The sequence below is a fragment of the Mycobacterium sp. genome (assembly GCF_049281135.1).
Lineage (GTDB): Bacteria > Actinomycetota > Actinomycetes > Mycobacteriales > Mycobacteriaceae > Mycobacterium.
In genome coordinates, this window is the sequence record NZ_JBAPRN010000037.1 from 1 (window position 1) to 14257 (window position 14257).

At 64.9% G+C, this 14257-nt stretch carries 11 protein-coding genes; 6 read left to right on the top strand and 5 right to left on the bottom strand.

Annotated elements, in window-relative coordinates:
* Positions 1-1240 (top strand): molybdopterin-dependent oxidoreductase (locus WAN02_RS01405; protein ID WP_422262124.1); only part of this gene is annotated, 1240 nt, incomplete at its 5' end.
* A gap of 98 nt (positions 1241-1338) precedes the next feature.
* Here the strand turns inward: WAN02_RS01405 and WAN02_RS01410 are convergent.
* Positions 1339-2985 carry an acetolactate synthase large subunit gene (locus WAN02_RS01410; protein WP_422262126.1) on the bottom strand — a complete coding sequence of 549 codons (1647 nt, stop codon included), beginning with the start codon at positions 2983-2985 and terminating at the stop codon, positions 1339-1341.
* A 79-nt stretch (positions 2986-3064) separates the two neighbouring features.
* Between WAN02_RS01410 and WAN02_RS01415 the strand changes: the two genes are divergently transcribed.
* Entirely contained in the window at positions 3065-4441 is a 1377-nt protein-coding gene (locus WAN02_RS01415; RefSeq protein WP_422262128.1) for an NADP-dependent succinic semialdehyde dehydrogenase, read from the top strand.
* A gap of 82 nt (positions 4442-4523) precedes the next feature.
* Here WAN02_RS01415 and WAN02_RS01420 read toward each other — a convergent pair whose 3' ends face one another.
* Entirely contained in the window at positions 4524-5459 is a 936-nt protein-coding gene (locus WAN02_RS01420; RefSeq protein WP_422262130.1) for a R2-like ligand-binding oxidase, read from the bottom strand.
* 9 nt (positions 5460-5468) lie between these two features.
* Positions 5469-6149 (bottom strand): TetR/AcrR family transcriptional regulator, encoded by a 681-nt coding sequence (locus WAN02_RS01425; RefSeq protein ID WP_422262132.1) that lies wholly within the window; start codon positions 6147-6149, stop codon positions 5469-5471.
* Between the two features lie 164 nt (positions 6150-6313).
* Here WAN02_RS01425 and WAN02_RS01430 point away from each other — a divergent pair, with 164 nt between their 5' ends.
* Complete coding sequence (locus tag WAN02_RS01430; RefSeq protein WP_422262134.1) at positions 6314-7294, top strand: phosphotriesterase-related protein; 981 nt, start codon at positions 6314-6316, stop codon at positions 7292-7294.
* Complete coding sequence (locus tag WAN02_RS01435) at positions 7291-8763, top strand: AMP-binding protein (protein ID WP_422262136.1); 1473 nt, start codon at positions 7291-7293, stop codon at positions 8761-8763. The genes WAN02_RS01430 and WAN02_RS01435 overlap by 4 nt, the downstream gene beginning before the upstream one ends.
* Here WAN02_RS01435 and WAN02_RS01440 read toward each other — a convergent pair.
* On the bottom strand, positions 8729-9958 hold the full coding sequence (locus tag WAN02_RS01440) for an acyltransferase family protein (RefSeq protein ID WP_422262138.1): 1230 nt from the start codon (positions 9956-9958) through the stop codon (positions 8729-8731). The two genes, WAN02_RS01435 and WAN02_RS01440, sit on opposite strands and share 35 nt — an antisense overlap.
* A gap of 206 nt (positions 9959-10164) precedes the next feature.
* Here WAN02_RS01440 and WAN02_RS01445 point away from each other — a divergent pair, with 206 nt between their 5' ends.
* Together WAN02_RS01445 and WAN02_RS01450 are read left to right on the top strand one after the other, a co-directional pair.
* On the top strand, positions 10165-11415 hold the full coding sequence (locus WAN02_RS01445; RefSeq protein ID WP_422262140.1) for a DUF3068 domain-containing protein: 1251 nt from the start codon (positions 10165-10167) through the stop codon (positions 11413-11415).
* A gap of 36 nt (positions 11416-11451) precedes the next feature.
* Complete coding sequence (locus WAN02_RS01450; protein ID WP_422262144.1) at positions 11452-13191, top strand: hypothetical protein; 1740 nt, start codon at positions 11452-11454, stop codon at positions 13189-13191.
* Between the two features lie 375 nt (positions 13192-13566).
* On the opposite strand, the gene WAN02_RS01455 is transcribed toward WAN02_RS01450, so the two are convergent.
* Positions 13567-14257, bottom strand: a 691-nt coding sequence (locus WAN02_RS01455) for a glycosyltransferase family 4 protein (RefSeq protein ID WP_422262142.1), incomplete at its 5' end; no start/stop codon positions are given.

Consider the following 14257-nt stretch of genomic DNA (forward strand, 5'->3'; position numbering starts at 1 on the left):
GACCATGACGTCAGAAGGCAACTATCCGACCGCGAACGGCAAGCGCTTCACCCTGGATGTGGACACCCAGGCCGATGTACCCGCTTACCAAGACTGGGCGCACACCGACCGTCTCGACAATTTCACCGTCATGGAGGTTGACGGCAAAAGCCGCTGCCACGGAATGCAACTCGAGGGTCTGGCCTACCCGATCACACCGATCGGGATGCACTACCTGCTGATCCATTACGACATCCCCGAGATCGATGAGAAGACCTATCGAGTCAAGGTCGACGGCCGGGTGAAGAACGAGCTGACTCTGGACATGGACTACTTCCGCAGCCGGCCCAAGGTCACCATCCCGGCCACGATGGAATGCTGCGGCAATGGCCGAGCGAGCCAGCGGTGGCGTCTCTGGGCGCACGTCCCGTGGAACCACGACGCGATCGGGACCGCCGAATGGACGGGCACGCCGCTGCGTGGGGTACTCGAGGAAGCCGGCCTGGAAGACGACGCGGTAGAGATTCTGTTCACCGGGCTCGATAAGGGCATCCAGGGGGGCGAAGTCCAGTACTTCCAGCGCAGCCTGACCGTGGATTACGTGATGAACCCCGACAATGACGTCTTGCTCTGCTACGAGATCAACGGCCAGCCATTGCCACCCCAGCACGGATTCCCGTTGCGGCTACTGGTGCCCGGCTGGTTGGGGATGACGAATGTCAAATGGATCGACTCGATCGAAGCGACCTCCACCCGGCTCACCGAGCGCCAGATGAAGTGGTACAGCTACGCCCAAAACGACAACGACCCCAACCGCATCCCCGCCACCTTCCAGCAGGTCCGGGCGTTGATGGTCCCACCCGGCATCCCCGATTTCCTCTGCCGGATCCGCCACCTCGAGGAGACACCGGCCGTCCAGCTGCGCGGTCGCGCCTGGGCCGGCGGTCTTCGCATCGAGAGCGTGGAGGTCAGCATCGACGGCGGAAATACCTGGTCGTACGCAAAACTCGATAAGCCAATGGGCAAATGGGCCTGGGTCGGTTGGTCATTCACCTGGGAGAACGTCACTGAGGGTCAATACACGCTGAGGTGCCGCGCGAAGGACGAGCGAGGCAACATGTCGAAAGACGACGACTCAGCCCACGACTACTACGCGATGGATATCACCAAGGCGCAGTACGTCGATGTGAACGTTTATCCCAAAGGCACTCTGACACCACTGAACAAAATCGACCTGCCGGTACAGTTCCCGTCGCTTTGAAGCAGTGCCGCGATTGCGGCAGGGTTCGCGCTCGTAGTCATAGCAGGACTGGCACAGTGTCGTTTCGTCAAAAACGGGTTGCCCGCGGCAGCACTGGGTTACAGCGACTCGTCGAGCTCACCGAGCCGGTCGGTCAGCCGCAGGTTTTCGGAGTAGTCGACCGGGCAGCAGATCAGCGACACCCCATCGTCATCGAGAGCAGCTCTCAACGTCGGTAGCAATTCGTCGGCGCTGTTGATCCGATAACCCTTGGCGCCGAAGCTTTCCGCGTACTTGACGATGTCAGGGTTGCCGAACTTCACGTAGTGGTGCTCGCCGAGTTCGAGATCCATCTTCCACTCGATCAGACCGTAGCCGCCGTCTTCCCAGATCAGCACGACCAGCGGTATCTTCTCGCGCACAGCGGTTTCGATCTCCTGCGAGTTCATCAGGAAGGCCCCGTCGCCGGCCACCGCCAGTACCTTCGACTCCGGCTTCGCCAGCTTGACTCCAAGCGCTCCGGGAAGCGCGAAGCTCATGGTGGACAAGCCATTTGATACGAGGCAAGTGTTGGGTTCGTAGGTCGGATACAGCCGGGCCATCCACATCTTGGTGGCGCCGGTGTCGACCAGCACGACATCGCTGCGGCCGAGCGCCGCACGGATATCGGCGACCAACCGCTGAGGGGCCAGCGGGTATCGCGAATCCTGTTGTCCGCGCGCGAATTCCTCGTCGAGCAGGCCAGCACCGGGGATCTCCGGATCGGCGACGAACACGTGGTCGTCCAACCCTTCGGCCAGCGCGTCCAGCGACTCACTGATATCGCCGATGATCCCGACGTCGACCGAGTAGTGCGCGTCGACCTCGGCCGGGAACCGATGGATGTGGATGATCTTCTTGTCGGCCTTGGGATTGATTCGAACCGGGTCGAACTCCTGCAGCTCATAGCCGACCGCAATGACGACGTCGGCGTTGTCGAACCCGAAGTTGACGTAGTCGTGCCGCATGAACCCGAGCGCCCCGATGCTGTTGGGGTGGTCGTCGGGCATGACACCTTTGCCGTGGAAGGTGTTGGCCACCGGGATGCCGAACTTCTCCGAGAAGCGCACCAAGGCATCGGTCGCACTGGAACGAGCCGCGCCGTGTCCGGCCAGTAGCACCGGGCGCACGGCCTCACGCAGGATGTCGACGGCGCGCGCCACCTGGCGGACCGCCGGCGCGTCGGCGCGAACGACGTTGCGCGGCAACGGACCCAGCTCATAATCGGCCTCGTCCGCGTCGATGTGCTCGGGCACGGCCAGATACACCGCAGCCGGACGTTCGGTCTCGGCGAGCTTGAAGGCTTTGCGGACCATCTCCGGTATCGCCTGCGCGGTCGGGATACCGGCGGCCCATCGGGTGATCGGCGCGAACATCGACACCAGGTCGACGTACTGGTGCGACTCTTTGTACTGCCGGTTCTGGCCCACCTGAGCGGAGATCGCGACCATCGGCGTGCTGTTGGTGGTGGCGTCGGCCACGCCCAACTGCATGTTGATCGCCCCCGGACCCAGCGTGGCCGATACCACCGCCGCCCGCCCGGTCACCCGGCCGTACATCTCGGCCATGAACGACGCCGCCTGCTCGTGCCGGGTGAGCACATAGCGAATGTTGGACGACGCCAGCGCCTGCATGAAGCGGATGTTCTCCTCACCCGGCAGCCCGAAGACCACCTCGACGCCCTCATTCTCCAAGCACTTGACTATCAACTCGGCCGCTTTGCTCATCCGGCACCTCCCTTAGGGGAACGATAGTGGCAGGCTAAGTGTTGGACGTTTCACAACCTCGTAAGCGAAGGATGTCAGTATGGCGATCGCCACCATCAACCCCGCCACCGGCGAAACGGTCAAGACCTTTACCGCGGCAACCGACGCGGAAGTCGAGGCGGCAATCACCCGTGCCCACGAGCGGTTCCTGGACTATCGGCACTCCACCACGTTCGCTCAACGCGCCGAGTGGGCGAACGCGACCGCGGACCTGCTGGAGAAGGAGGCCGACGAGGTCGGGGCGATGATGACGCTCGAAATGGGCAAGACCCTGAAATCGGCCAAGGCCGAAGCGATCAAGTGTGCCAAGGGTTTTCGCTACTATGCCGAGAACGCCGAGAAGCTGCTGGCCGATGAGCCGGCCGAGGCGTCCAAGGTCGGCGCTAAACGGGCCTACACCCGCTGGCAGCCGCTCGGCGTGGTGCTGGCCGTGATGCCGTGGAACTTCCCGCTCTGGCAGGCCGTCCGGTTCGCCGCGCCCGCATTGATGGCCGGCAACGTCGGTCTGCTCAAGCACGCCTCGAACGTGCCGCAGTCGGCGTTGTATCTGTCCGACGTCATCGCCCGCGGCGGCTTTCCGGAGAACTGCTTCCAGACGCTGCTGGTGTCGTCCAAAGCCGTCGAAGCCATCCTCCGCGATCCTCGGGTCAAGGCGGCCACGCTGACCGGCAGCGAGCCGGCCGGCCAGTCCGTCGCCGCAATCTGCGGTGACGAGATCAAGCCCACCGTGATGGAACTCGGCGGCAGCGACCCGTTCATTGTGATGCCGTCGGTCGATCTCGACGAGGCGGTCAAGACCGCGGTCACCGGACGGGTACAGAACAACGGCCAATCCTGTATCGCTGCAAAGAGATTCATCGTGCACACCGACATCTACGACGCGTTCGTGGACAAGTTCGTCGAGCGGATGGCGGCCCTCAAGGTCGGTGACCCGACCGACCCGGACACCGACGTGGGTCCGCTGGCCACCGAGTCGGGCCGCGACGAGATCGCCCAGCAAGTCGACGACGCCGTCGCCGCGGGCGCCAAGGTCCGCCTCGGCGGCAAGACCCCAGACCAGCCTGGCTGGTTCTACCCGCCGACGGTGGTCACCGAAATCACCAAGGATATGGCGCTCTACACCGAAGAGGTCTTCGGACCGGTCGCCTCGATGTATCGCGCGTCGGGTATCGACGAAGCCATCGAGATCGCCAACGCCACCACCTTCGGGCTGGGGTCCAACGCGTGGACCAACGACGAGGCCGAGCAGGAGCGCTTCATCGACGACATCGAGGCCGGCCAGGTGTTCATCAACGGGATGACGGTGTCCTACCCCGAACTCGGGTTCGGCGGCGTCAAGCGGTCGGGCTACGGCCGCGAGCTTGCCGGCCTCGGCATCCGGGCGTTCTGCAACGCCAAGACGGTGTGGGTGGGCTGACGGCGGTCGGCTATCGCAGCGAGATTGACTCCAGCGCGGATTCTTCTCGACCTTTCCCGCGCTGGCGTCGATTTCGCCGAGACTAGACGGCCGCGAGTGCCTTTTCGTCTTCGGCGGCGAAGGTGTCCTCCAGTTGCACCGGCGAGTAGTCGAGGTCGATCTCGGCAAGTGGGCGACCGCGCGCACTGGAGATGGTGCCGAACCTGCGCATCCCCTTGTCGGCGGCGTACTGCGTGAACTCGTCCTGGACCAGATCGAACGGCAACACGTCGAACAGTGCAAAACCCTGCGCGGTGGCATCGATGGCGAGCGGCATCAACTCGTTCATCCGCGATTCGAAGACGTCCCAATTGGCGTCGTCGGCGGCAACGTGACGGCGGCAGGTGAAGGTGCCCCACGCCATGTGCCGCCGCTCGTCGTCGCCGATCCGCCGGACCAACTCCTGCATACCGGGCAGGATGTTGCGCTCCACGCAGATCTTGTGCCAGGCGTAGTAGCCAGTCAGCGCCAACATGCCCTCGACGACGTGGTTGTAGGTGACCGATGCCCGAATCTGGGCCGCCGGTGACGAGTCCGATGACAAGGCGTTGAGGCAGTCCGGCAGCTCGTCGTAGAACATCTGCCGGTAGGCCGGAAGCGGTTCCAGGTAGGTCTGAAGGTCCTCGGTCATCCCGACAGCGTCGAGCCACAGCCGGAACACCTGGGTGTGCTTGGCCTCTTCGAAGGCGAACTGAGTCAGGTACATCTCGTCGCCGAGCCGTCCTTCTTCCCGCATCGCGGACATGAACGGCTGGATGTCCTCGGTGACCGCTTCCTCGCCGGCGATGAACTGCGCACACAACCGGGTGGCGAAATCGCGTTCGTCCTCGTTCAGTCGCTCCCAGTCGGCACGGTCTCGCGAGAAGTCGATGTCGGCCGGATTCCAGAATTTCGCGTTGCCACCGGCGAACAGCTTGAGCGGCAGGCTGTCCCAGTTCAGGCCGCCGGCAGCCAGTGATCCTGAATGTGTGCGTGTCATCAGACCTCCTCAGGTCTTTTGCGAACGAATTGTTCTGCTGTCATCGGAAATTGGAGAAAATGCCGCGCTCAACACAGCCACCAGCCTGCGCACCGCCAGCGCCGGCTGCTCCGGGCTGGGTTCGTCAAGCCCGAGGATCGGATCCAGCCCGCGCATGTACGGCGCCAACGCCAGATGCGGAAAGATCAACAGCAACAAGGACATCAGCGCCTCGGTGTCGGCGTCCTTGCGGAATTCACCCCGAACCTGGGCATCGCGCACCAGCGGCCGCAGTACTTCCAGGTAATGACGGTGGATGACGCTGCGCACGCTGACGCGGGCATCGGTGTCGACCTCCATGCTCGCCGCCGCATGCAGCGCGCGTTCGTGCGGGTGATCGGCGAAATAGGCGACCCATACGTCGAGCCAATCGGTCAGGAACTCGAAAAACGGCCGGTTCGGATCCAGCTGGCGAATCTGGTCCTCCATATAGGCGCGTACCCGCTGGCTGACGACGTCGGTGATGAACGCATAGAGGTCGCGCTTGTCCGCGAAGTACTGGAACAGACTGCCTTTGGCCACGCCGGCACGTCGGGCGATGACGTTCAGGCTGCCGCCGGAAAAACCGTGCGCCCCGAATTCCGCCTCCGCAGCCTCGACCACCGCTGCGCGGCGTGCGGGGTCGACGCGGGCCCACGTCACCGTCGGCATCTGCCCTCCTGTGTTGGATGACCACTGGTCACTTTACTGTGAGCCACGTCACTTCTCAAGGGTGTGCGCAAAACAATCGTCGGCGGCGCCCGCCGCGAACCCGGGGGGACGCGATTCCCGAAACCCCGCCACGGAGGCCGATTCGTGGTCCTAGAGTCGGCTACGTGTCGTTAGTGAATACCGCTCAGGGACCTGTCAATACCACTGATATCGGCGTCACGCTCATGCACGAGCACGTGTTCATCATGACCACGGAGATCGCGATGAACTACCCGGAGGCATGGGGCGACGAAGACAAACGGGTGGCCGATGCCATCGATCGGCTCAACGAGCTGAAGTCGCGCGGCGTCGACACCATCGTCGACCTCACCGTGATCGGGCTGGGCCGCTACATCCCGCGCATCGCCCGTGTCGCCGCGGCCACCGACCTGAACATCATCGTCGCGACGGGTCTGTACACCTACAACGACATACCGTTCCGGTTCCACTACGAGGGCCCCGGCGGCATGCTGGGCGGCCCGGAGATCATGTCCGACATGTTCGTCCGCGACATCGAAGAGGGCATCGCCGACACCGGCGTCAAGGCGGGAATCCTCAAGTGCGCCACCGACGAACCCGGTGTCACACCCGGTGTCGAGCGGGTGCTGCGCGCGGTCGCCCAGGCACACAAGCGGACCGGGGTGCCGATCTCCACGCATACCCACGCCGGGCTGCGGCGCGGACTCGAGCAGCAGAAGGTCTTCGAGGAAGAGGGCGTCGACCTGAGCCGGGTGATCATCGGGCACTCCGGCGACAGCACCGACATCGGCTACCTCGAGGAGCTGATCGCCCCCGGCTCCTACCTCGGGATGGATCGTTTCGGCCTGGACGTGATCTCGCCGTTCGAGGACCGGGTCAACATCGTCGCGCAGATGTGCGAGCGCGGGCACGCCGACAAGATGGTGTTGTCCCACGATGCCAACTGCTACTTCGACGCGATTCCCGAAGAGCTGGTGCCGCAGATGGCGCCGAACTGGCACTACCTGCACATCCACAACGACGTGATCCCCGCGCTCAAACAACGCGGTGTCACCGACGAGCAACTGCACACCATGCTCGTCGACAATCCACGCCGCATCTTCGAGCGACAGGGCTCTTACCAGTGACAGGAGCCGAGCTGGTCCCGCCGATTGGTGTGCAGATCTCCGCGCTGGCCGCGCTCGCTCCCGACGAACCGGCCGTCACATGTGACGGGCGCACGCTCACTCGCGGCGAGCTCGACCGCTCGACGAACAGGTTGGCTCGCGCCTACGCCGCGCGCGGTGTCAGTGTCGGCGACTACGTGACGATGGTGCTACCCAACTCGATCGAGTGGATCCAGGCCGCGGTGGCGTGCTGGAAGCTGGGCGCGGTACCCCAGCCACTGTCCGCGCGGCTGCCCGACGCCGAGCTGGCCGGCCTGCTGGAATTGCGGCCGCCGACCTTGCTGGTCGGCCGCGAGCACCCCGAGATAACAAGCGTTCCAGCCGGTTTCACTCCCGACCCGGAATTGTCCGACGAGGCACTCCCGGAGGCGGTGTCGCCGGTCTGGAAGGCGATGGGGTCAGGCGGCAGCACCGGTCGGCCCAAACTGATCGAATCAGGCGGCGACAGCCGGATCCCCGCCGCCATCGGCTACCCGCTGGGCGCGCAGGAGGGCGACACTACGTTGGTACCGGTGCCGTTGTCGCACAACACCGGCTTCACCACCGCGACCATCGCTCTGCTGATGCGGCACCACCTCGTGCTGATGAGCCGGTTCGAGCCGGAAAAATTCCTCCGGCTGATCAACGATCACGGTGTCACCTTCCTGACAACAGTGCCGACCATCATGCAGCGCGCGCTGCCGGTCTACCACGACAAACCCGACGCCTACGACCTGTCGTCGCTACGCCGGTTCTGGCACCTGGGCGCTCCGTGCCCACCCGCCGTCAAACAGGCGTGGATCGACCTGCTCGGGCCCGAGAAAGTCTGGGAACTCTACGGCGGCACCGAATTACAGGCGTTGACGTTCATCTCCGGTGACCAGTGGCTGACTCACCGCGGCTCGGTCGGGATCGTCGTGGCGGGCGAGATGAAGGTGCTCGACGACGACGGCAACCCGTGCCCACCCGGCGAAGTGGGCGAGATCTACATGCGACCCAGCCCAGGCAGCGCACCCACCTATCGCTACGTCGGCGCCACCGCGAAATCGCGCGACGGCTGGGATTCGCTCGGCGATCTCGGCTACTTCGACGCCGACGGGTTTCTGTACATCTCGGACCGCCGCGTCGACATGTTCACCGTCGGCGGCCGCAACGTGTACCCCGCCGAGATCGAAGCCGCCCTCTCCGAGCATCCGGATGTGCTGTCCTGTTTGGTTGTTGGTGTGCCACACCAGGATCTGGGGCAGGTACCGTACGCCCTGGTTCAGGCCGGGCCGGCATTGGACGAGCAGACGGTTCAAGAGTTTTTGCGCGAGCGCATCGCCGGTTACAAGGTGCCCGAGACCGTTGAGTTCGTCGACACCCCGTTACGCGATGACGCCGGCAAGGCACGCCGCTCCGCGGTCCGCAACGAGATCATGGCGCGATTGCGTCTTCTTGACGCGGGCTGACGGCATCGCCACCTCCCGGGGTAGGTGGTTGCTTGGTGCGGGATTCCCAGCGCCGCAACGCTTCCCGGCACGGTGATTCGACGAGCGCATAACTCACCGCGGCGATCGCGACACTGAACACCAGCGTCAGCGCCAGTACCTCGGGCATGTGTCCCCGGAACGAGAACTGACCGATCACCGGGAACACCATCGTCAGCGCGGCAAGATGCCAGATGAAGATGCCGTAAGACCAGCGTCCGAGCGTCACCATCGGGGCGCTGCCCAGCAGCCGATGGTTTTCGTCGGGCCGGTCGAGGACCAGCGGCGCCACCAGACCCGCCGCCACCAGCGCCCCCATCGCGGTCTTCACGGTGAATTGCGCGGCGCTGCTCGGAACCAGCCCGGCCGGGCCGGCCATCGGCGAAGCGGCCACCAGGTAGGCCGCCACCACCGTGACGGCCATCACCAGTCGGCGTCGGGCCAGGCGGTGCGGCCATCCGAGCGGGGTGTGGATCCACTCTGCCAGCAGCATCCCCGCGGCGAACCAGGAGAAGAACGCCGGCGGCCACGTCAATGGGTTGAGACCGGCCGGAGCGGCGAACGGGATCCAGCCCCAGAACCAGCTCGCGACCGCCAACACGGTGATCGCCGGCACCCGGAACCGAACTGGTAGTCGCGCTGCCAGCATCGCAAGGATCGGCAACGCCAGATAGAAACTGACCTCGACCGACAGGCTCCACATCTGAGTCAGTCCGGCGGTAAGCGTCAACGGGACATACACCTGGGTGAGCGACAGATTCGCCAGCCACACGGTCACATTCGGGTGATTGCCGTCCGGCAGCAGAGTCAGTATCACCACGACGGCAACCACGTAGGCCGGCATGATGCGGACCACCCGCGATCGCAGGTAGTGACCGGTGGAGGGGCGCGGCGCCAGACCGCGCGCGGCCGCGGCATGACTGCGCCACAACAGGAACCCCGACAACGCGAAGAACACCGCCACCGCCAGATCGAAGCGACCGAACAGCCGACCGTCGATCCCGCTGGAGTGCCCGGTGTCAAACGCGACGTGGGTGATGACGACGCCGATCGCCGCGCAGGCCCGCATTCCTTCGACGGCGGGCAGGAAGCGGCGGGTGCCGCCGACCAGCTCGCCAGGGTTTTTGCGCCGCTTTCTCCCATTGCTACGCACTGCATCGTCGCCGGCGGCCGTCATGGTGACAGTCTGCCCGGTGAATGGGGTACACCCCGATTTACCCACCATGGGGAGATAAACGGTGACCTTAAATAATGCTGTTAGGGTCGAACGAGTTTTGCTTGGCTGCAGCAGCGTAAGCGGGTAGAACCCCAGGTCGCGGGGGTTCGGGATGCAACAGGTTTGGTGGCCTGAACCGAACGAGACCAGAAGGAGGTCACGGCAGCGTGAACCGAGCAGTCATGTTGCGGATGGCCGCGTGCGGGATCATGGGACTCGGAGCCGCGTTGTTGATCGCCGCGCTGCTGTTGTGGACCTACACCGGCAGCAGGATCACCAAAATTCCGCTCAATCTGGATGCGACGGTGATCGGCGAAGGCACGGGGACAGCGGTGGACCCCGCCTCGCTGTACAGCCCGAAACTCGTGGTTGACAAGAACGTGCCGCTGGTCTCGCAGCAACAGATCGACGTCGAATCTCCCGCCAACGCTGATGTCGTCACGCTGCAAGTCGGTAGCTCGATTCGGCGCAGCGACAAGCAAAAGGATTCCGGCCTGCTGCTCGCCCTGGTCGACACCGTCACCCTCAACCGGAAAACCGCATCAGCGGTGTCCGACGACACTCACCCCGGCGGCGCGGTGCAGAAGCCGCGCGGGTTCAAGGATGAAAGCCCGGCCACCAACATCGCGTTGCCGCACGACGGCTTGTCCTATCGATTCCCGTTCCATACCGAGAAGCGCTCGTATTCGTACTTCGATCCCATCGCGCAGAAGGCCTTCGAGGCCAACTACACCGGTGAAGAAGACGTCAACGGCCTGAGCGCGTACAAGTTCACCCAGGACGTCGGCTACGACGCCGACGGTAAGCTGGCTGAGCCGATCAGATACCCGTCGCTGTACGCCGACGATGCGGACAGCAAGGTCACCAACACCGCATATATGTGGGGCTTGCCGGGCGATCCGGACGAGAAGATCACCATGACCCGCTATTACGCGGCGCAACGGACGTTTTGGGTGGACCCGGAGTCGGGGACCATCGTCAAAGAAAAAGAGCGCGCCAATCACTACTACGCCCGCGACGCGTTGAAGCCCGAGGTGACGTTGGTCGACTACACGATCACCTCCAACGAGGGGTCCGTCGAATCACAGGTCAACGCCGCGCGCGACGAACGCGACCGGTTGGCGCTGTGGTCCCGTGTCTTGCCCATCACCTTCACTGCGGCCGGTGTGATCGCACTGATCGGCGGCCTATTGCTCGGCTCGTTCAGCTTGCGGACCGAGACCGCGCTGGCCGAACCCGATCTGGACTCAGCCGACCAAGGTGGCTTCTTCGGCCGCGGCGAGCCGCCGCCGGCGCGAGTACCCGGCGCCGAAGCCGAGACCGAGAAGATTCCCACTCAGCCCAAGGACGTCAAGCGAGATCAGGGCCCGTCGAGTTCGGGAGGTCCTTCGACGCCGGGTCCACCCGACCTGACCTAGCTAGCTGGGCGCGTGCGGGCTGCACCCCACTGGGCTCTGCGCTGGTCCCGTCCCGGGTATGCGCTGGCACTGGCGCTGCTGGTGGTGGCGCCGCTGCTGAGCCCCGGCTATTTATTGCTGCGCGACGCCGTCTCCACACCGCGGTCCTATCTGTCCGATAGCGCCCTCGGGCTGCTTGCGGCGCCACGGGCCACGCCACAGGATTTCGCGATCGCGCTGGCTTCGCGCTGTATCGACGGCGGCCTAGTGGTAAAGGCATTGCTCGTCATTGGACTGTGGCTGGCGGGCTGGGGCGCGGCTCGACTGGTCGCGCAGGTGTTGCCGGAATCCGCCGCAGGCGGCGAGTTTTCAGCGATCACGCTCGCAATCTGGAATCCCTACGTCGGCGAACGGCTCCTGCAGGGACACTGGAGCCTGCTGCTCGGTTACGGCTGCCTGCCGTGGGTAGCTACCAGCATGCTGACACTTCGGTCAAGCGAAAAGACGGCCTGGCCAAGCATTTTCGGTCTGGCGTTCTGGATTGCGCTGGCTGGACTTACTCCGACCGGTCTGCTGCTCGGCGCCACGGTCGCGTTGACGTGCGTCGCGGTGCCGGGTACCGGAACTCCCCGCTGGCGTTGCGTCGTGATCGCTATCGCCGATGCGGTGGCAGCGGCGCTACCGTGGTTGACAGCAGCGGCACTGGGTCTGTCGTCGACGGATCACGTGTGGGGTCGTCCGCCAGGTATTGCCGCGTTCGCGGCACGGGCCGAGCCCGGTATGGGCACGCTCGGCAGTCTGGCCAGCCTGGGTGGGATCTGGAACGGCGATTCCGTGCCAGCCTCGCGGGCAACGCTTTTCGCAGTTCTATCGGCGATTGTGCTGCTCGCCGTGGTTGCGACGGGAGTCGTCACGCTGAGGCGTCACCGGACGGCGCTGCCGTTGCTGTTACTTGCGATGGCGTCGGTGCTGATGCCCGCGGCGATGGCCACCGGCCCCGGCCTGGCCGTCCTGCACACGCTGGTCGACGCCGCACCCGGCCTGGGCGTGCTGCGCGACGGGCAGAAGTGGGTCGCGTTGGCGATGCCCGGCTACGCGCTGGCTACCGCGGGCGCGGTGCTGACGTTGCGGCGCTGGTTGCGGCCCACATCCGCCGCGCTGCTGTGTTGCGCCGCGCTGGTGCTGTCGCTGCCCGACTTGGCTTGGGGCGTAGGGGGAATGGTCGAGTCGGTGCGCTATCCGAGCGACTGGCCGGCCGTCGCGGCGGCTATCAACCACGAGCCCGCAGACGTCGCGGTGTTGCCGGCCGACACCATGCGGCGATTCACCTGGTCCGGTCCGGCGCCGGTGCTGGATCCGTTGCCGCGCTGGTTGCGCGCTGACGTCCTGACTACGGGCGACCTGACCATTTCGGGGGCGACGGTTCTCGGCGAGGGTAACCGGGCCCGCGATGTGCAGCAACTACTTCTGGCCGGAGGCGATTCGGCCGATCTCCGTCGGGCCGGGGTGGGATGGCTGGTGGTCGAGTTGGGCACACCCGGCGATATAGGTTCGGCCGCAGAGACATTCGGCCGCTTACCGGTGGTTTACCGCGGACGCGACCTGGTGTTGTATCGCGTTGGCGGCGCAACAGCCGGTGCGTCGATGGGCCGGCGGACGACGGTTGTGATCGCCCACCTGGCATGGCTGGCCATGCTGATCACCGGAGCGGTCGGCGCGATTGTCAACCGGCGCCGCCGTGCCGACCGAAAACCACGCCGCTATGACGGTGGCGTTGGATCAAGCATCACCACGTGATCGTTTCGCCACTGATACCGCACACTCGTCACGGCGGCGATTGTTGAACATCAGCGCGGTAGTCGGGGAGCCGGCTGTTGCGCCCTCCACAGTGACGAGTGCGGTCGAAAGGCTCACGCACGGATTGAAGTTGCCCTCGAGAGTCGCCGGGGCACTCGACCACTTCCAATCCGTACCCGGGTAAGGCGGAAGGGCCTTGATGGCGGCGACAACCTCCGGGGCGGCCAGATTCACCCCGCAACCACCAAGGGGAGTTGCGGTTGCGGGTCCGACATCGGTCGCAGCCGCCGCCAATAGCGCAACCGTATGCAGAATCAGCAGGAATCGCATCATCCCGGTCCGTCTTCCTCCGGTCGATTACCTGTTCGGATGGCGCTACACCACTCCGCTGACTCGATCGCCGGCGACGACCGACTCCAGCACCGTGCGCATCGCGTCCGCGCTTTGCTTCCAAGAGAATTCGGCGCTACGCGCTTGCGCCTTCGCGCCGAGCTGATCGCGCAGGACCGGATCGGTAAGCATCTGCTGAAGCTTGTCCACCAGTTGGTCCTGGCCGTCGACCAGCACGCCGGTCACTCCGTCGATGATCGAGTCGGCCAACCCGCCGGACGAGCGGTAACCGATGGTGGGCACCGCGTGCTGGGCCGCCTCGATGACCGCCAAACCCCAGCCTTCTTTGCGCGACGGCAGCACATGCACCCAAGCCTGTTGCATGACATGGTGTTTGGCGGTGTCGTCGACGTGCCCGTGAAACGTCACCGCGTCGCTGATGCCCAGCCACGCCGCGTGATCGGTCAGCCGATGCGACCACCACCCGCCGCCGACAACATCGAGATGCAGATTGGGTATCGACGATCGCAGCTGAGCCACTGCGGTCAGCGCGTCTTCAATCTGCTTGTGCGGCACGAGCCGTGACAGCACCACCACCCGCGGCGTCACCGCCCGCGGCCCACTCAACGACGACGCCGGCGCCTCATCGAGGCCGTTGCGCACCACCGCAATGCGCTCGGTGTCCACTCCCAGCCCGACCAAGTCGCGGGCCGACGGCAGTGACACGGTCACATAC